Below are 16,443 nucleotides of genomic sequence, written 5' to 3' on the forward strand. Positions count from 1 at the left end.
CTCCCCGCCGCCGGGGATGGGCGATAGGCGCGGCTTCGCGCTCGCCCCTTCGGGGCGCCGCTACAGCTTGGTGATCGGGGCGACCTTCACGAGGAGCTTCTTGGCCCCCGCCTCGTCGAATCGCACGTGCGCGACGCGCTTGGGGCCCTGACCCGTGATCGCGTCGACGGTGCCCTCGCCGAAGTCGTCGTGGCGCACGCGGTCGCCCGCGGCCAGCTCCATATCGCCGTTGTCGCGCACCTTGCCCGTGACGCGGTTCGGGAACTTGTCGAGCGCCGTCGACTTCGGCTTCAGCCCGCCGCCCGGCGCGAGCGGTTTCACGCCGAAGCGGTCGCCGGAGCCCTGCCCGCCGGGCCGCCGCGCGTTCAGCGCCCGCGACTGCGTGCCGCCGCGGGAGTTCACGTCGCCGGGCGACTGGCGCCACTCGATGAGCCCCGCCGGGATCTCCTGCAGGAACCGGCTCGGCATCGCCACCGACACCTCGCCGAACTGCGCGCGCGTCATCGCCAGAGAGAGGTACAGCGAGCGGCGCGCACGGGTGATGCCGACGTAGAACAGGCGCCGCTCCTCCTGCGGCCCGCCCGGCTCGTTCGCCGAGATGCGGTGCGGGATGAGGTCCTCCTCGACTCCCGTGAGGAACACGGTGTCGAACTCGAGCCCCTTCGCGGTGTGCAGCGTCATGAGCGACACGACGCCCGACTCGTCGTCGATGTCGTCGCTGTCGGCGACGAGGGCGACCTCCGTGAGGAAGTCGACCAGCGTGCCGTCCGGGTTGTTCCGCGCGAACTCGCGCGTGACGGCGACGAGCTCGTCGAGGTTCTCGACGCGCGCCTCGTCCTGCGGGTCGCGCGAGGCGCGGAGCGCATCGAGGTACCCGCTGTCGTTCAGCAGCTTCTGAACGCCCTCGGTCACCGAGGTGGGCTTCGGCGTATCTCCCGACGAGGGCAGCATGATCTCCCGCGCCTCGTTCAGCACGCGGTCGAGCCGCTCGATCGCGGCGCGCAGCTTCGGCCCGACACCGAGCTGGTCCGCGTGGCCGAGCGCATCGCGGAACGAGATGTCGTTGTCGGCCGCGAACTGGGCGATCTGGGTCTCGGTCACCTGACCGATGCCGCGCTTCGGGCGGTTCAGGATGCGCCGCACCGCCATCTCGTCGGCGGGGTTCGCCACGGCGACGACGTACGCGAGGGCGTCCTTGATCTCGGCCCTGTCGTAGAACTTCGTGCCGCCCATGATCTTGTACGGCACGGCCGACCGGATGAAGATCTCCTCGAGCGCACGCGACTGCGAGTTCGTGCGGTAGAAGACCGCCATCTCGTTGTAGGGCCGGCCCTTGCGGTGCAGCGCCTCGATCTCATCCGCGACGAACTGCGCCTCGTCGTGCTGCGAATAGCCCGTGAAGCCGACGACCGCGTCGCCCGCGCCCTCGGCCGTCCAGAGCTTCTTGTCCTTGCGGTCGAAGTTGTTCGAGATCACGGCGTTCGCCGCGTCCAGGATGTTCTGGCTCGACCGGTAGTTCTGCTCGAGCAGGACGACCTTCGCACCGGGGAAGTCGCGCTCGAACTCGGTGATGTTCCGGATGTCCGCCCCGCGGAACGCGTAGATCGACTGGTCGGAGTCGCCGACGACGGTCAGCGACGCGCCCTCCTGCTCGGGCAGGAGCGCGATCATGCCGCCGGCCTCCGTCTCGCTCTGCACGGGCCGCGTCAGCTCGTGGATCAGCGCGTACTGCGCGGCGTTCGTGTCCTGGTACTCGTCGACCAGGATGTGCCGGAACCTCTTGCGGTACACGTCGGCGACGTGCGGGAACGCGCGGAACAGGAAGACGGTCTGGGCGATCAGGTCGTCGAAGTCGAAGGCGTTCGCCTTGCGCAGCTGGCGCTGGTAGTCCGCGAAGACCTCGAGGAACACCCGCTCCGCTGGGTCCTCCGTGCTCACGGTGCGCCCGTAGCTCTCGGCATCGTGCAGTTCGTTCTTGAGCTTCGAGATGCGCGACTGCGCCCCCGCGGGCGTCAGCCCGTAGGCGTCGGCCTCGTGATCCTTGACGAGGCGCTTGATCAGAGCGCGCGAGTCGCCCGAGTCGTAGATCGTGAACGACGACGTGAAGCCGAACTGCTCGGCCTCGCGCCGGAGGATGCGCACGCACGCCGAGTGGAACGTCGAGATCCACATGCCGCGCGCGGTTTCGCCGACGAGCTGCTCGACGCGCTCCCGCATCTCCTGCGCCGCCTTGTTCGTGAACGTGATCGCGAGGATCTGGCTCGGCCAGGCCTCCCGCGCGCGCAGCAGCGACGCGATGCGGTGCGTCAGCACGCGGGTCTTCCCCGAGCCGGCGCCGGCGACGATGAGCAGGGCGGGGCCCCGGTACTCGACCGCCTCGCGCTGCTGCGGGTTCAGACCGTCGAGGAGCGGATCCGCCCCACTCGGAGCGCGGTCGGCGTCGGGGGGCAGGATGAGCGGCGAAGAGGCATCAGTCATGTCCCGTTCAGTCTAGGAGGGACCGGCGACGCGCCTCCCGAACCCCCTTGTGGATGAGCTCCGCTGAGCGCAGTATTTCAATACCACAAGTGCGTTGAGCTCCCCAGGTGACTACCCGGGCAGTTGGGCACCTTGGCGCGTTTCTCAGGTTGTCCGTAATCAAATCGAGATACGTTCGCCCGAAGGGAGCACATCGTCCGTGCCCGACGAGCGCGCGCCGGCGGCGCGCAGCGACAGGACGATCCATCAACCTGGCGGGCCCCCGCCCGCACGGAGGAACCAGAATGCCAAACAAGACCGGACCCCTCGAGCAGGACAGCCAGCGGCTCGCTGACGCCGTGTACGAGCGTCTCGGAGAGGCCATCATCGATGGCACGCTCGAGCCCGGTGCTCGGATCCGGGATCAGGAGATCGCGAGCGATCTCGGAGTCTCCCGCATGCCCGTCCGCGAAGCACTTCAGCGGCTCGAGCGCATCGGCCTCGTCGAGATGTCCGCGAGCCGATTCACCCGCATCACCGAGGTCTCGGACAAGGACGTCGACGACTCGATCGAGTACCTCGGCTACCAGGCCGCTGCTGCGATCCGGATGGCGACGCCCCGGATGAACGACGCGCAGCGTGAGCGCGCGGCGGCTCTCGCGCGCGCCGTCATCGCGTCGACCGACGGAGCCGACCCCGAGAGCGCCGACGACGTGCAGCGGATCTTCCAGGCGTACAACTCGCTCTGGTCGCACCTCGCCGTCTGCAGCGGGAACCTCGTGTTCTCCCGCACCTACACCGAGGCGTGGTACGCCCTGGAGCGCGCGTACCGGGACCAGAGCAAGCTCTCGCACCCGCTCGACGTCATCCGGGACACCGCCGAGCAGATCGCACGGGCCATCGAGGAGCAGGACACCGACGAGGCCGAGCGCATCGTGCGGAGGATCTTCTTCATCGCGGACTGACCGCGCGCCCCGCTCACCCGCAGCGCCGAACGCGGCAGGTCAGCGGAACGCGTCGAGCGCGAGGTCGGTGTGGTCGGCGAACACGCCGTCGACGCCGGTCTCCCGGATGACGCCCCACTCGCCCGCATAGTCGCCGAACGCGGCCTTCCCGCCTGGGCCGCGGAACCGGGGGGCGAGGAACGCGTTCTCGGGCCGGCACGTCCAGGTGTACACGCCGAGCCCGCGCTCGTGCGCCGCGCCGACGAGCGCGCGGCCGGCCTCGCCCGACGCCTCGGGCCCGAGGAGCATCGACTTCGCGACGCTGATCCCGTCATAGCCCGCGGCCCAGCGGTCGAGCCCGGCAGGAGTCGCGATCTCGGCGTAGCTCGGGGCCTCCGCGCCGCGCTCCGCGATGAGATCGGGCGGGGCGCCCGATGCTTCGAGCAGGAACACGTAGTCGGCCGCGCGGCCCCGCGAGCGCAGGCGATCGAGCACGCCGGGCTCGAACGACTCGATCGTGAGCGGCGCGGGCAGTGCACCGCCCACCGACCATCCGGATGCCGACAGCTCGTCGTCGACGAGCTGGGCGAGGTCGAAGCCGATCGACCGGAAGTAGGCGTCGTGCTTGATCTCGACGACGACGCCGACAGGGCGCTCTGCGTCCGCCGAGACGGCGAGCACGTCACTCAGGCGCAGCATCGGCTCGGCGCCGTCGTGCGCCGCGCTTCCGGACCGGAGCTTCGGCAGCCGTTCGCGCACGCGCAGGGTGCTCAACTCGTCCCACGTGAAGTCCTCGGTGAACCACCCCGTCTGGCGCACGCCGAGGAACGCCTTCGTCGTGCGGCGGTCGGCGAACTCCGGTCGGTCGGCGACGTCGGTCGTGCCCGAGATCTCGTTCTCGTGCCGAACGACGAGCACGCCGTCCTGCGTCGGCACGACATCCGGCTCGACGGCCCCGCACCCCATCGCGATCGCGAGCTCGTACGCGGCCCTCGAATGCTCGGGCCGGTACCCGGAGGCACCTCGGTGGGCGATCACGAGCGGGCCGTCTGCTGGCATGCGGCAAGGCTATGCCACGCGGGGCGCCAGCGCTGAACAGCCGGTTCACCGAGCGCGAACGGGCCCGGAATAACAGTCCATGCATAGCAATATCCGTCTACCCTGAGAGGACGACGGCGTGACGCCGCCGTCATCGACCCTTGGAGTGTGACCACAGCTATGGCCAGCCCCGGATTCAACAACCCCGTCTTCCAGCCTCAGGGCCAGTACGGAACGTCGCTGCAGCCGCCCGCGCAGCAGCCGGGCGCGTTCCCCCGGCAGGGCGCCGGCCAGCAGGCCTACCCCGGCTACGTCGACCCCTCGCAGCAGGCCCGGATGGAGGGCGCTTACGCCTCGCCGTCGGCCGACTCGGTCGACACGGGCCGCATGACCATCGAGGACACGGTCATCAAGACGGTGCTCCTGTTCGCCGCGATGCTCGTCACCGCCGTCGTCGGCTGGGTCTGGACGCTCGGCGGCGCCCTCAGCCCGTCGATGGCGACCCAGGCGCCGAACCTCGCACCGTGGATCATCGGCGCGCTCGGCGGCTTCGTGCTCGCGATGGTGAACATCTTCAAGAAGAAGCCCTCGGTTCCGCTGATCTTCGGATACGCACTGTTCGAAGGCCTCTTCGTCGGCGGCATCTCCGCCTACTTCGAGTTCATCTTCCCCGGCGTCGTGTTCCAGGCCACCCTCGCGACGGTCGCGGTCATCGCCGTGACCCTGGCGCTGTTCGCGAACGGCAAGATCCGCGCTTCCAAGCGTGCGACGAAGATCTTCATGATCGCGATGATCGGCTACCTCGTCTTCTCGCTGCTGAACGTCATCCTGATGTGGACGGGCGTCGCCGACAACGCCTTCGGCCTCCGCTCCATGGAGGTCATGGGCATCCCGCTCGGCGCCATCATCGGCGTCCTCGTCGTCATCATGGCCGCGTACTCGCTCGTGCTCGACTTCGACCAGATCCAGCAGGGCGTGCGCAACGGCGCCCCGCGCAAGTACGCCTGGCAGGGCGCCTTCGGCATCATGGTCACGGTCGTGTGGCTGTACGTCGAGATCCTGCGCATCCTGGCGATCTTCCAGTCCAGCGACTGACCCGCCCCGCACGCACGAAGGCCGCCCCTCGGGGCGGCCTTCGTCGTTCCGCAACCGCGTCAGCCGCGCCCCGCGGCCTTCTCCTCCAAGAGCCGCCGTTCCCTGTCATTGCCGGCGAGAGCGGCCGCCGTCGCGAACTCGGAGCGGGCCTCGTCTCCCCTCCCGAGCCGGAGCAGCAGCTCCCCCCGCGTCGCCGGGAGCAGGTGGTAGCCGCGCAGAGCGTCGGCGAGCGCCGGCTCGTCGAGGATTCGCAGGGCCGTCGCCGGCCCCGTCGCCATCGCCACCGCGGCCGCCCTGTTGAGCTCGACAACGGGCGAGGGCGCGATCCGGCCCAGCGCTTCGTACAGCACCACGATGCGCTCCCAGTCGGTGTCGTCGACCGACGCGGCCACCGCGTGGCACTCGGCGATCGCCGCCTGCAGGCCGTAGGCGGTGCGCCCCGCGCCGAGCGCGTCGGAGCGCGCGAGTGCGGCGCGCCCGCGCGCGATCCGCCCCCTGTCCCACCGCGTGCGGTCCTGGTCGGCGAGCAGAACGGGCTCGCCGTTCGCATCCGTCCTGGCGGGGCATCGTGCCGCAGTGAGCTCCATCAGCGCCAGCAGGCCGTGGGCATCCGGTTCCTTCGGCGCCAGGGCGACGAGCGAACGGCACAGCCGGATCGCCTCGACGCCGAGCTCCGGGCGCATCCAATCCGGCCCGCTGCTGCCTGTGTGCCCCTCGTTGAAGATCAGGTAGAGCACGCCGAAGACCGCGCTCAAGCGCTCGGGATGCTCCTGCCTCGGCGGCACCTCGAACGGCACCTTCGCCGCGGCCAGCGTCTTCTTCGCGCGCACGATGCGCTGCTGCACCGTTGCGACCGGAACGAGGAACGCCCGCGCGATCTGCTCGGTCGACAGCCCCGCCACGACGCGCAGCGTCAGCGCCACCCGCGCTTCGCGGGAGAGCACCGGATGGCACGCGACGAAGATCAGTCGCAGCACGTCGTCGTCGATGACATCCGGATCCCAGGGGTCGGCGTCCATCGCCTCGGCCTGCTCGCGCTCCAGGTCGTGCGCGATCGCCGCGATGCGCTCGTCGTAGCGCTCCTGGCGGCGCCAGGCGTCGATCGCCCGCCGCTTCGCGGTCGTCGTGAGCCATGCGGCGGGGTTGCGCGGAACGCCGTCGCGCGGCCATCGGGCGAGGGCTTCGACCAGCGCGTCCTGCGCGAGGTCTTCGGCGAGGCCGAAGTCGCCGACCGTGCGCGTGAGCGTCGCGACGATGCGGGCCGATTCCAGGCGCCACACCGCGGCGACGGTGCGCTCGGTGACCTCGGCCGCCGAGCGCACCCCGTCCTGACCGCTCATCTCACTGCTGGGCGCGCTGGGCCTGCTCCTCGCGCCATCCGGCTTCCTTCTCGATCCATTCGTTGTCGGCCGGGAAGTCCTCCATCTCGGTCACCCGACGCACCTCGAGGAAGGCGCCGGGCCCGAGCGGCGCGCGCTTGGCCCACTCGACCGCTTCCTCGCGGGTGGACACCTCGATGATCCAGAAGCCGTTGAACAGTTCCTTGGTCTCGCCGTACGGGCCGTCCGTCACGAGCGGCGCCTCGGCGGAGAAGTCGACGACGAAGCCCTCCTCGGCGTCCGTGAGGCCCTCGCCCGCGAGCAGCACGCCCGCCTTCATCATCGACTCGTTGTACTTGCCCATCGCCTCGATGATCTGCTCGAACGGGATCTCCTCGAACGCCTTCACTCCCGAGTCGTCCGCTCGCATGATCAGCATGAACTTCATGATCGTCTCCTTCGATCGCGGGGCCGCGATTCGACCCTCTCACTGAAGACGTCGAACGGGAAGAGGCCGGATCGACACGGCCCGCAGGATTTTCCGAGGCCGGGGTCGCCCCCTCCGACTCCCCTGCACTCAGCCCGTGCCGCACGTGCGCAGGCTGGGCCGGATCGACACAACGCAGTCGTCTCTGCGCGCCGATCGATTCCGACACGGGTGATACGCGGGCCGCGCGGACACGACGCACGTATCGACTGCATTGTGTCCGTCTCAGCGGTGCACCGAATGGGCCAGCACCCGACGCACGGCCTCGCCGAGCGCCGCCATCGCCGCGTCGGGGCTCCAGCGCGCGGCGGATGCCGGCGCCTGCTCCGCGAGCTCCGCGCGGCGCTCGTCGTCGGTCAGGAGGCTCCGGATGCTGCCGGCCAGCGCGCGCTCGTCGGCGTCAGGCACGAGCACGCCACCGCCATCAGCGAGCGCGTCGGCGGGGCCGTACCGGATGTCGTACGTCACGACGGGGCAGCCGTGCGCGAGCGCCTCGACGATGGCGAGGCCCTGCCCCTCGTACTCCGTCGACGTCACGAACAGCGCGGCCGTCTCGAGCACGCGCCCCGGTTCCGTCGTCGCGCCGCGGAGCGCGACGCGCTCGGACGCGCCGAGCTCGTCGATCAGGTGCTGCAGGCGTTCGTGCTCCGGCCCGTCGCCGTAGATGTCGAGCCGCGCCCCGGTGACGTCGGCGGCGAGGAACGCCCGGATGCTGTGATCGACGCGCTTGCCCGGCGCGAGCCGGTTCATCATCACGACGAGGCCGGAGTCGCGCTCCGCGGCCGCCGGCACGGCACCCGGCGCGACCACGCCGTTCGGCACCACCACGTGGTTGTGTCCCCCGAACCGGTCGGCGACGTCTTCGCGCTGCGCCTCCGTGGGCCACGCGATCGCGTCGAACGCGTCGGCGACCTCGAACCAGCGCCGCCAGAGGGCGTTGATGGGTGCGTCGGCCGTGAACGGCTGCTCGAGGTGCATCGTGTGGATCGTGTGGATGATGCGCGCATCCGGGTCGCGCCAGCCGGCGAGCAGCTCGCCCAGCTGGCGCGACTCGCAGATCACCACGACGGGGCGGTCGTCCTCGGCGCGCAGGTCGGCCACGACGCGGTCGACCCACGCGCGGTACACCCCGCGGAAGCCGGAGAGCACGCCCGCCTCCGCGCCGTCGGCGTCGTACACGACGACCGGTGCCGTGCTGAGGTGCCAACCGGACGGGTCCGGAACGTTCGGTAGGGCCACGAGGGGCCGGCCGTCGGCGTCGGGGACCGTGCGGTACTCGAACCGGGCGTCGCGCTCGCCCGGGGCCGCATCGGCGAGCAGCCACGACCGGTCGGCGCCCGCCTCGTCGAAGAGGTTGCGCAAGGAGGGTCCGGCCGATGTCAGCTGACCGCGCCGGACGAATTCGTCGCGGTGCTCGGCGTGCGCCTGGGCCGTGCCGGGGTCGAAGGTGAGCATCCGCACGCTGTCGGCGCCGGCCGCGGCCATCTGGGCGGCGCGGGCGAGCGTCGCGATCGTGTACCCGCCGTCCAGGCCGGGGATCAGCCGGCTCGAGAAGATCAGGTAGTGCGCATGCGGAAGTGTGTCGTCGCTCATCGATTCGATCTTCCCACCCGCGCCCGCGCCGCGCGACCCGTACGACGACGCGCCCCGGGCCGGATGGCCCGGGGCGCGTCGTCAAGCCGATCGCTGCGCGATCACTCCCACTCGTCCGCTGACGCGTCCGAGTGCCGCGCAGTGCCGATCACTCCCACTCGATCGTCGCGGGCGGCTTCGAGGTGACGTCGAGGGTGACGCGGTTGATCTCCGCGACCTCGTTCGTGATGCGGTTCGAGATCTTCGCGAGCACGTCGTACGGCAGGCGCGTCCAGTCGGCCGTCATCGCGTCCTCGCTCGAGACGGGGCGCAGCACGACGGGGTGTCCGTAGGTGCGGCCGTCGCCCTGCACGCCGACGCTGCGCACGTCGGCCAGCAGCACGACGGGGCACTGCCAGATCTCGCCGTCCAGGCCAGCCGCCGTGAGCTCCTCGCGCGCGATGGCGTCGGCCTCGCGCAGGGTCTCGAGGCGGTCGTGGGTGACCTCGCCGATGATCCGGATGCCGAGGCCCGGCCCCGGGAACGGCTGGCGGCCGACGATCGCCTCGGGCAGGCCGAGCTCGCGGCCGATCTGACGCACCTCGTCCTTGAACAGGGTGCGCAGCGGTTCGATGAGGTCGAAGTCGAGGTCGTCGGGCAGGCCGCCGACGTTGTGGTGGCTCTTGATGTTCGCCGTGCCGCTGCCGCCGCCCGACTCCACGACATCCGGGTACAGGGTGCCCTGCACGAGGAACTTGATCGGCGCACCGGAGGCCTTCGCCTCGTCGACGAGCTCGCGCTGGACCTTCTCGAAGGCCCTGATGAACTCGCGGCCGATGATCTTGCGCTTCGCCTCGGGGTCGGTGACCCCCGCGAGGTGGCCGAGGAAGGTGTCCTCGGCGTCGACCGTGATGAGGCGCACGCCCGTCGAGGCGACGTAGTCCTGCTCGACCTGTTCCCGCTCGCCCTTGCGGAGGAGGCCGTGGTCGACGAACACGGCGGTGAGCTGGTCGCCGATCGCGCGGTGGACGAGGGCCGTCGAGACGGCGGAGTCCACGCCACCCGAGAGCGCGGAGATGACGCGGGCGTCACCGACCTGCTCGCGGATGCGGGCGACCTGCTCCTCGATGACGCTGCCGCTGTTCCAGTCGGCGGGGAGACCGGCGGCGCGGTGCAGGAAGTTCTCGATGACCCTCTGGCCGTGGTCGGAGTGCTTCACCTCGGGGTGCCACTGCACGCCGTAGAAGCAGGTGTCGGCGTTGCCGAACGCGGCGACGGGCGTGCCGGATGTCGAGGCCAGCACCTCGAAGCCCTCGGGCGCGCGGGAGACGGCGTCGCCGTGGCTCATCCACACGTTCTGCTCGGCCGGCGTGCCCTCGAGCAGGATGCCGCCGGAGCCCGAGACGGCCGCGTCGGTCGCGCCGTACTCACGACTGCCCGTGTGCGCGACCTCGCCGCCGAGCGCCTGCGCCATGACCTGGAAGCCGTAGCAGATGCCGAGCGTCGGAACGCCGAGGTCGAAGATCGACGAGTCGAACGCCGGCGCTCCGTCGGCGTAGACCGAGCTCGGGCCGCCCGAGAGGATCATCGCAACGGGGTTCTTCGCCTCCACCTCGGCGCGCGTGACGCTGTGCGGCACGAGCTCGCTGTACACGCCGGCCTCGCGGACGCGGCGGGCGATCAGCTGCGCGTACTGCGCTCCGAAGTCGACGACCAGAACCGGTCGCTGGGCGGTGTCGGCGCTCATCCGGCGGCCTCCTGGGTGTTGGGGTTCTTCGCCGCGCGCTTCGCGGCTGCGATGGTCTCGCGGTCCGAGAGGTAGGTCTTCACTTCGCGGCCGACGCGCGCCTCCATCACGAAGGACAGGAACGGCACGACGCCGCCGCCGGCGAGCGCGAGGAACCGGACGAGGCCCCAGCGCATCAGGCTCCACAGGCGGAAGCAGGCGAACAGGTACACGACATAGAACCAGCCGTGCACGACCAGGATCGCGAGCGAGAGGTTGACGCCGTCGCCCGCCGAGGTCATCTCGCACGCGGAGCCCGCGCCCATCGCGAGCTTCGAGTACCAGCTGCAGTCACCGGCGACGATGACGTCGGCGAACCAGAGGAATCCGCCGGAGCCGCCCATGAAGAGCTCGGTGTGCAGAGGCGAGTACTTCAGCACCATCTCGGCGACGAGCAGGAGCAGGCCGATGCCCGTGATGACGGAGCACACCTGGTAGAAGCGCAGGGCCCCTCGGATCTTCGGGAAGGAAGAGAGCTTGGGTTGCGCCATGTGACCAGTCTAATCGGGCACTCCCTGAGCCCACCCCCGGAGCGGCCCCCAGAGCCCGCCCACGGACCTCGCCCCTGAGCCCACCCCCGGAGCGGCGCCGCCCACCGGGCAGAGCCGCCACCCGCGTCCCCGCCAACCCCGTCGCAGATTCCGCCGCCACCCGCTCCGCCGCGGTCGCAGATGACGCGCCAAGATTCGGATCTTGGCGCGTTTTTCGTCACCGCGGCGGAGGTTCCGGGAGGTGCGGTCCTGGGGGTCGCTCAGGCTTCGTCGGGGTCGTAGCCCTCGATGTCCTCGATCTCGCGCTGCTGGGCGTCCTTCGCGAGGCGGTACCAGAGGTAGAACGCGGCGCCCGCGAAGACTGCCCACTCGACGGCGTAGAAGATGTTGAGCCAGTTGACGGGGCCGGCGATCTCGGGGGCCGGCGACGAGATGGCGTCGAGACCCGCCTCGGCGATGCCGCCCGAGGGGTCGTGAGACGTCACGTAGACGCGATACGTCTCGCCCGGCACGTCACCCCACTGGCCGAGCAGCGCGGCGGGCGACATCCGCGTCATCTCGTACGGGTCGTCGCCGCTCGGCAGCACGGGGCCCTCGTCGGAGATGATGCGCCCCGTCAGCTCGACCGCGGCATCCGGCTCAGCCGCATCGGCGAACGCGGCGAGCGCGGCGTCCGCGTCGGCGCGCTCCTGGGCGAACCCGATCGCGACCGCCATGGACGAGGCGTCGTCGAGCTCGAGGCGGCCGGTGACCCAGTACCCCTCGACGTCGTCGTTGTAGCGCGACGAGACGATGCGGAAGTCCTCGGGGTCCCATCGGCCGGCGACGTCGACGCGCTGGCCGATCAGCTCCTCGGAGACGTACTGCGCCGGCTGCGCGACTTCCGCGAGCGGCACGACCTCCTCGGTCGCGCCCTCGACGGGACGGTCGAAGTCGACAGCGCGGGCGAACTGCCACTGCCCGAGCCACGCGAAGACAGCCGCGACGATCAGGCAGAAGCCGAGCATCGCCAGCCAGCGCGGCCGGAGCATGACCTCCCGCAGCGTCGGCGGGAAGACGAGGGCGGAGTCCTCCTGGTCGGTCACGTCGGGATCAGGCTCCGTACGGCGCCATCACGACGGGAACGCGCTGGAACTCCTTGAGGTCGGAGTAGCCCGTCGTCGCCATCGCCTTGCGCAGCGAGCCCAGCAGGTTCGCCGTGCCGTCGGACGCGGTCGTCGGGCCGTACAGCACCTCCTCGAGGGTGCCGGTCTGCGAGACCTTGATGCGGCGCCCGCGGGGCAGCTTCGCGTGGTGCGCCTCGGGGCCCCAGTGGAACCCGCGGCCCGGCGCATCGGTCGCGCGGGCGAGCGCGACGCCGAGCATCACGGCGTCGGCACCGACCGCGAGCGCCTTGACGATGTCGCCGGATGTGCCGACGCCGCCGTCGGCGATCACGTGGACGTAGCGGCCGCCCGACTCGTCGAGGTAGTCGCGGCGCGCGGCCGCGACGTCGGCGATCGCCGTCGCCATCGGCGCGTGGATGCCGAGCGTCGTGCGCGTGGTCGACGCCGCCCCGCCGCCGAAGCCGACGAGCACGCCGGCGGCGCCCGTGCGCATCAGGTGCAGCGCCGCGGTGTAGGTGCTCACGCCGCCGACGATGACCGGCACGTCGAGGTCGTAGATGAACTTCTTCAGGTTCAGCGGCTCGACGTCGCTCGAGACGTGCTCCGCCGAGACGGTCGTGCCCCGGATGACGAAGAGGTCGACGCCGGCGGCGACGACGGTCTCGTAGAACTCCTGCGTGCGCTGCGGGGTGAGCGAACCGGCGACGGTGACGCCCGCCGCGCGGATCTCCTCGAGCCGCGCCGAAATGAGCTCGGGCTTGACCGGCTCGGAGTACAGCTGCTGCATGCGGGAGGTGGCCACCTCATCCGGCAGCGAGGCGATCTCGTCGAGCAGCGGCTTCGGGTCGTCGTAGCGGGTCCACAGCCCCTCGAGGTCGAGGACGCCGAGGCCGCCGAGCTGCCCCAGCCGGATGGCGCTGGCCGGGCTCATCACAGAGTCCATCGGCGCGCCGATGACGGGGGTGTCGAAGGAGAAGGCGTCGATCGACCAGGTCGTCGAGACGTCTTCGGGGTTGCGGGTGCGCCGGGAGGGGACCACCGCGATGTCGTCGAGCGCATACGCGCGACGCGCTCGCTTGGCCAGGCCCAGCTCGATCTCCATGGTCACCCCAATACCCTACCCGCGGCCGCCTATGGGAATGCCTCGGCGCCATCACCCCTCACGTTCGCCCTTCGGCCGACCACCGCGGCGCCGCACCCCTCGGGACCGGCCGGGCAGAGGCCCGGCGTACGAGCACAGCGCAGTCGATCCGCACCGCACGGCCGACCCCGCCCGCACGACCTCGCGGCCCACCGCGCGCACGCGCCGAAGAATGACTGCGTGCGGTTCCACTGGCACGACGAACGCCCGCGCCGGAGCGCGGGCGTTCGTCGTCTGCGGGTGTCAGCCCTTGTAGTTCGGGGCCTCGACCATCATCGCCATGTCGTGCGGGTGCGACTCGCGCAGGCCGGCCGGGGTGATCCGGACGAACTTGCCCCGCGACTTCAGCTCCGCGACGGTGCCTCCGCCGACGTAGAACATCGTCTGGCGCAGGCCGCCGACGAGCTGGTGGATGACCGAGCCGAGCGGGCCCCGGTAGGCGACCTGACCCTCGATGCCCTCGGCGATCAGCTTCTCGTCGCTCGGCACGTCGGCCTGGAAGTAGCGGTCCTTCGAGAACGACGTGTTCTTGCCGCGGGTCTGCATGGCGCCCAGCGAGCCCATGCCGCGGTAGGCCTTGAACTGGCGGCCGTTGGCGAAGATGAGGTCGCCCGGCGACTCCTTCGTGCCCGCCAGGAGCGAACCGAGCATGACCGAGTCGGCGCCGGCGACGAGCGCCTTGCCGATGTCGCCCGAGTGCTGCAGGCCGCCGTCGGCGATCACCGGGACGCCGGCGGGGATGGCCGCCTTCGCCGACTCGTAGATCGCCGTCACCTGGGGCACGCCCACGCCCGCGACGATGCGCGTCGTGCAGATCGAGCCGGGGCCGACGCCGACCTTGATGGCGTCGGCTCCCGCATCGATGAGCGCCTGGGCGCCCTCGCGCGTCGCGGCCTGGCCGCCGATCACGTCGACGTGCGCCGCGCGCGGGTCCTTCTTCAGGCGCGAGATCATCTCGAGCACGCCCTGGCTGTGGCCGTTGGCCGTGTCGACCACGAGCGCGTCGACGCCGGCATCGACCAGCGCCATCGCGCGGTCGTAGCCCTCGCCGAAGAAGCCGACGGCCGCGCCGACGCGCAGTCGGCCCTCGTCGTCCTTCGCCGCGTTCGGGTAGTCCTCGGCCTTGTCGAAGTCCTTGACCGTGATGAGCCCGCGCAGCACGTCGTTCTCGTCGACGAGCGGGAGCTTCTCGATTCGGTGCTCCGCGAGCAGGGCGAGCACGTCGTCGCGCGAGGTGCCGACGGGCGCCGTGACCAGCGGCATCCGGGTCATCTTCTCGTGCACGGGCGTGGTCGCCCACTCGTCGCGCGGCACGAAGCGCGTGTCTCGGTTCGTGATGATGCCCAGGAGCTTGCGGTTCTCGTCGACGACAGGCAGGCCCGAGACGCGGAAGTGCGCGCAGAGCTCATCGAGCTCGGCGAGGGTCGCGTTCGGCGTGACCGTGACGGGGTCGGTGATCATGCCCGACTCGGAGCGCTTGACCTGATCGACCTGCTTCGCCTGGTCCTCGATCGAGATGTTGCGGTGGATGATGCCGATGCCGCCCTGGCGCGCGAGCGCGATCGCCATGGGTGCCTCGGTGACGGTGTCCATCGCGGCAGAGAGAACCGGGATGTTCAGCGTGATCCGCTTCGTCAGCCGGGTCGACGTGTCCGCCTCGGAGGGGATCACATCGGTGTGCCCCGGCAGGAGCAGCACGTCGTCGTACGTCAGCCCGACGAAGCCGAAGGGATCGTGGTCGGTCATGGGTGCGGCACCTCTCCGTTGGCTCGGCCCGCGGTGCTCGTGGCCCGCGCGTGTGTGTCACATTCTAAGGTCCGAGGGCGTCCGAATATTCCGAGTGCTCCGGATGCCCAGGGGCCGATGCGGGCGGCCCTGCGGCGCCTCCCGATCAGAGCGGCGGGATCTCGCCCGTCACGGGATGCGCGTCGCGATGCGCGCTCCGGCGCGAGGCGCGGTCGCGGCGCGCGGCCCGGATGATGTCGATGATCAGCAGCGCACACGCCACCCAGACGAGGGCGAAGCCGATGAGGCGCTCGAGCGGCATCTCCTCGCCGAGGAGGAAGACCCCCGTGATGAACTGCAGGATCGGGGCGATGAACTGGAGCATGCCCATGGTCGACAGCGGAACGCGGCGAGAGCCGGCGGCGAACAGCAGCAGAGGCACGGTCGTGACCACCCCCGCGAACGACAGCGCGACGGTGTGCCCGATGCCGGCCGTTCCGTAGGTGAGGCCGGTCGTCAGCGCGACGATCACGAGCTGGGCGACCGCGACGGGGGCGAGCCAGAGCGTCTCGAGCGCGAGGCCGCCGATGGCATCGACCGCGGGGCCGATGCGGTGCTTGACCAGCCCGTAGAAGCCGAACGAGAGCGCCATCGCGAGCGCCAGGTACGGAACGGCGCCGTACCCCGCGACGATCACGCCGACCGCCACGGCCGCGACGCCGATCGCCGCCCACTGCAGCGGGCGCGGGCGCTCGCGCAGGAAGATGACGGCGAGCAGCACCGTGATGATCGGGTTGATGAAGTAGCCGAGGCTCGCCTGCAGCACCTGCCCCGTCTGGGCGGCGATGAGGAAGACCTGCCAGTTGACGTAGATGAGCGCGCCGGCGAGCACCGTCCACCACACCAGGCGCGGGCTCGTCACGACGAGGGCGAAGCGGCGCCAGCCGCGCGTGATGGTGACGAGGATCGCGCAGAGCGCGAGCGAGAGCAGCACGCGCCAGGCGAGAACCTCCCACGGGCCTGTCGGGGCGAGCAGCACGAAGTACAGCGGCAGGAAGCCCCACAGCAGATAGGCGCCGGCCCCGTACCCCGTTCCCATCGTGCGATCTCGGGCATCCGGAAGGTTCAGGCTCACCGACCCAGCCTAGTCGCGCGACGGGCATGCGGCCCCGCGCACCGGGGCGCGGGGCGGCGCCGGGCGAGGGCTCTGGCGGCATCGCAGGCGGACACGGACCGGCCCGGCCCGACGGGCCCCGCACCCCGGTCAGTCTCCGAACCGCGG

General features: G+C 70.9%; 13 protein-coding genes. 2 read left to right on the forward strand and 11 right to left on the reverse strand.

Annotated features, from left to right (window positions below):
* Window positions 1-60: 60 nt before the first annotated feature.
* Window positions 61-2,478: an ATP-dependent helicase gene (locus C0010_RS10470; RefSeq protein WP_105567035.1), complete on the reverse strand. Its 2,418-nt coding sequence runs from the start codon at window positions 2,476-2,478 to the stop codon at window positions 61-63.
* A gap of 284 nt (window positions 2,479-2,762) precedes the next feature.
* Here C0010_RS10470 and C0010_RS15365 point away from each other — a divergent pair, with 284 nt between their 5' ends.
* On the forward strand, window positions 2,763-3,422 hold the full coding sequence (locus C0010_RS15365; RefSeq protein ID WP_158685448.1) for a GntR family transcriptional regulator: 660 nt from the start codon (window positions 2,763-2,765) through the stop codon (window positions 3,420-3,422).
* Between the two features lie 39 nt (window positions 3,423-3,461).
* Here the strand turns inward: C0010_RS15365 and C0010_RS10480 are convergent, their stop codons facing one another.
* Window positions 3,462-4,460 carry a glycerophosphodiester phosphodiesterase family protein gene (locus C0010_RS10480; protein ID WP_105567036.1) on the reverse strand — a complete coding sequence of 333 codons (999 nt, stop codon included), beginning with the start codon at window positions 4,458-4,460 and terminating at the stop codon, window positions 3,462-3,464.
* Window positions 4,461-4,619: 159 nt separating this feature from the next.
* On the opposite strand from C0010_RS10480, the gene C0010_RS10485 reads away from it, so the two are divergent.
* Complete coding sequence (locus C0010_RS10485) at window positions 4,620-5,534, forward strand: Bax inhibitor-1/YccA family protein (RefSeq protein ID WP_105567037.1); 915 nt, start codon at window positions 4,620-4,622, stop codon at window positions 5,532-5,534.
* A 59-nt stretch (window positions 5,535-5,593) separates the two neighbouring features.
* Here the strand turns inward: C0010_RS10485 and C0010_RS10490 are convergent, their stop codons facing one another.
* From C0010_RS10490 to rarD, 9 genes are all read right to left on the reverse strand, one after another.
* Entirely contained in the window at window positions 5,594-6,874 is a 1,281-nt protein-coding gene (locus tag C0010_RS10490) for an RNA polymerase sigma factor (protein WP_105567038.1), read from the reverse strand.
* 1 nt (window position 6,875) lies between these two features.
* Window positions 6,876-7,301, reverse strand: a complete 426-nt coding sequence (locus C0010_RS10495; protein ID WP_105567039.1) for a YciI family protein — start codon at window positions 7,299-7,301, stop codon at window positions 6,876-6,878.
* Window positions 7,302-7,565: 264 nt separating this feature from the next.
* Window positions 7,566-8,933, reverse strand: coding sequence for a glycosyltransferase (locus C0010_RS10500; protein ID WP_105567040.1), 1,368 nt, complete (start codon window positions 8,931-8,933; stop codon window positions 7,566-7,568).
* A gap of 148 nt (window positions 8,934-9,081) precedes the next feature.
* Complete coding sequence (gene guaA / locus C0010_RS10505) at window positions 9,082-10,659, reverse strand: glutamine-hydrolyzing GMP synthase (RefSeq protein ID WP_105567041.1); 1,578 nt, start codon at window positions 10,657-10,659, stop codon at window positions 9,082-9,084.
* On the reverse strand, window positions 10,656-11,189 hold the full coding sequence (locus C0010_RS10510) for a DUF3817 domain-containing protein (protein WP_105567042.1): 534 nt from the start codon (window positions 11,187-11,189) through the stop codon (window positions 10,656-10,658). The genes guaA and C0010_RS10510 overlap by 4 nt, the downstream gene beginning before the upstream one ends.
* Window positions 11,190-11,449: 260 nt before the next feature.
* Window positions 11,450-12,274, reverse strand: coding sequence for an SURF1 family protein (locus C0010_RS10515; protein ID WP_324998652.1), 825 nt, complete (start codon window positions 12,272-12,274; stop codon window positions 11,450-11,452).
* 7 nt (window positions 12,275-12,281) lie between these two features.
* On the reverse strand, window positions 12,282-13,397 hold the full coding sequence (locus C0010_RS10520) for a GuaB3 family IMP dehydrogenase-related protein (RefSeq protein WP_105567043.1): 1,116 nt from the start codon (window positions 13,395-13,397) through the stop codon (window positions 12,282-12,284).
* Between the two features lie 282 nt (window positions 13,398-13,679).
* Window positions 13,680-15,182, reverse strand: coding sequence for an IMP dehydrogenase (gene guaB / locus C0010_RS10525; RefSeq protein ID WP_105567044.1), 1,503 nt, complete (start codon window positions 15,180-15,182; stop codon window positions 13,680-13,682).
* Window positions 15,183-15,327: 145 nt separating this feature from the next.
* Window positions 15,328-16,260 carry an EamA family transporter RarD gene (gene rarD, locus C0010_RS10530; RefSeq protein WP_105567174.1) on the reverse strand — a complete coding sequence of 311 codons (933 nt, stop codon included), beginning with the start codon at window positions 16,258-16,260 and terminating at the stop codon, window positions 15,328-15,330.
* Window positions 16,261-16,443 lie beyond the last annotated feature (183 nt).

This window comes from Microbacterium halophytorum (genome assembly GCF_002970975.1).
Classification (GTDB): Bacteria; Actinomycetota; Actinomycetes; order Actinomycetales; family Microbacteriaceae; genus Microbacterium; species Microbacterium halophytorum.

Coding starts and splice junctions, on each gene's coding strand:
- C0010_RS10470 (WP_105567035.1), bottom strand. CDS start 2,478: ATGACTGATGCCTCTTCGCCGCTCATCCTGCCCCCCGACGCCGACCGC.
- C0010_RS15365 (WP_158685448.1), top strand. CDS start 2,763: ATGCCAAACAAGACCGGACCCCTCGAGCAGGACAGCCAGCGGCTCGCT.
- C0010_RS10480 (WP_105567036.1), bottom strand. CDS start 4,460: ATGCCAGCAGACGGCCCGCTCGTGATCGCCCACCGAGGTGCCTCCGGG.
- C0010_RS10485 (WP_105567037.1), top strand. CDS start 4,620: ATGGCCAGCCCCGGATTCAACAACCCCGTCTTCCAGCCTCAGGGCCAG.
- C0010_RS10490 (WP_105567038.1), bottom strand. CDS start 6,874: ATGAGCGGTCAGGACGGGGTGCGCTCGGCGGCCGAGGTCACCGAGCGC.
- C0010_RS10495 (WP_105567039.1), bottom strand. CDS start 7,301: ATGAAGTTCATGCTGATCATGCGAGCGGACGACTCGGGAGTGAAGGCG.
- C0010_RS10500 (WP_105567040.1), bottom strand. CDS start 8,933: ATGAGCGACGACACACTTCCGCATGCGCACTACCTGATCTTCTCGAGC.
- guaA (WP_105567041.1), bottom strand. CDS start 10,659: ATGAGCGCCGACACCGCCCAGCGACCGGTTCTGGTCGTCGACTTCGGA.
- C0010_RS10510 (WP_105567042.1), bottom strand. CDS start 11,189: ATGGCGCAACCCAAGCTCTCTTCCTTCCCGAAGATCCGAGGGGCCCTG.
- C0010_RS10520 (WP_105567043.1), bottom strand. CDS start 13,397: ATGGAGATCGAGCTGGGCCTGGCCAAGCGAGCGCGTCGCGCGTATGCG.
- guaB (WP_105567044.1), bottom strand. CDS start 15,182: ATGACCGACCACGATCCCTTCGGCTTCGTCGGGCTGACGTACGACGAC.
- rarD (WP_105567174.1), bottom strand. CDS start 16,260: ATGGGAACGGGGTACGGGGCCGGCGCCTATCTGCTGTGGGGCTTCCTG.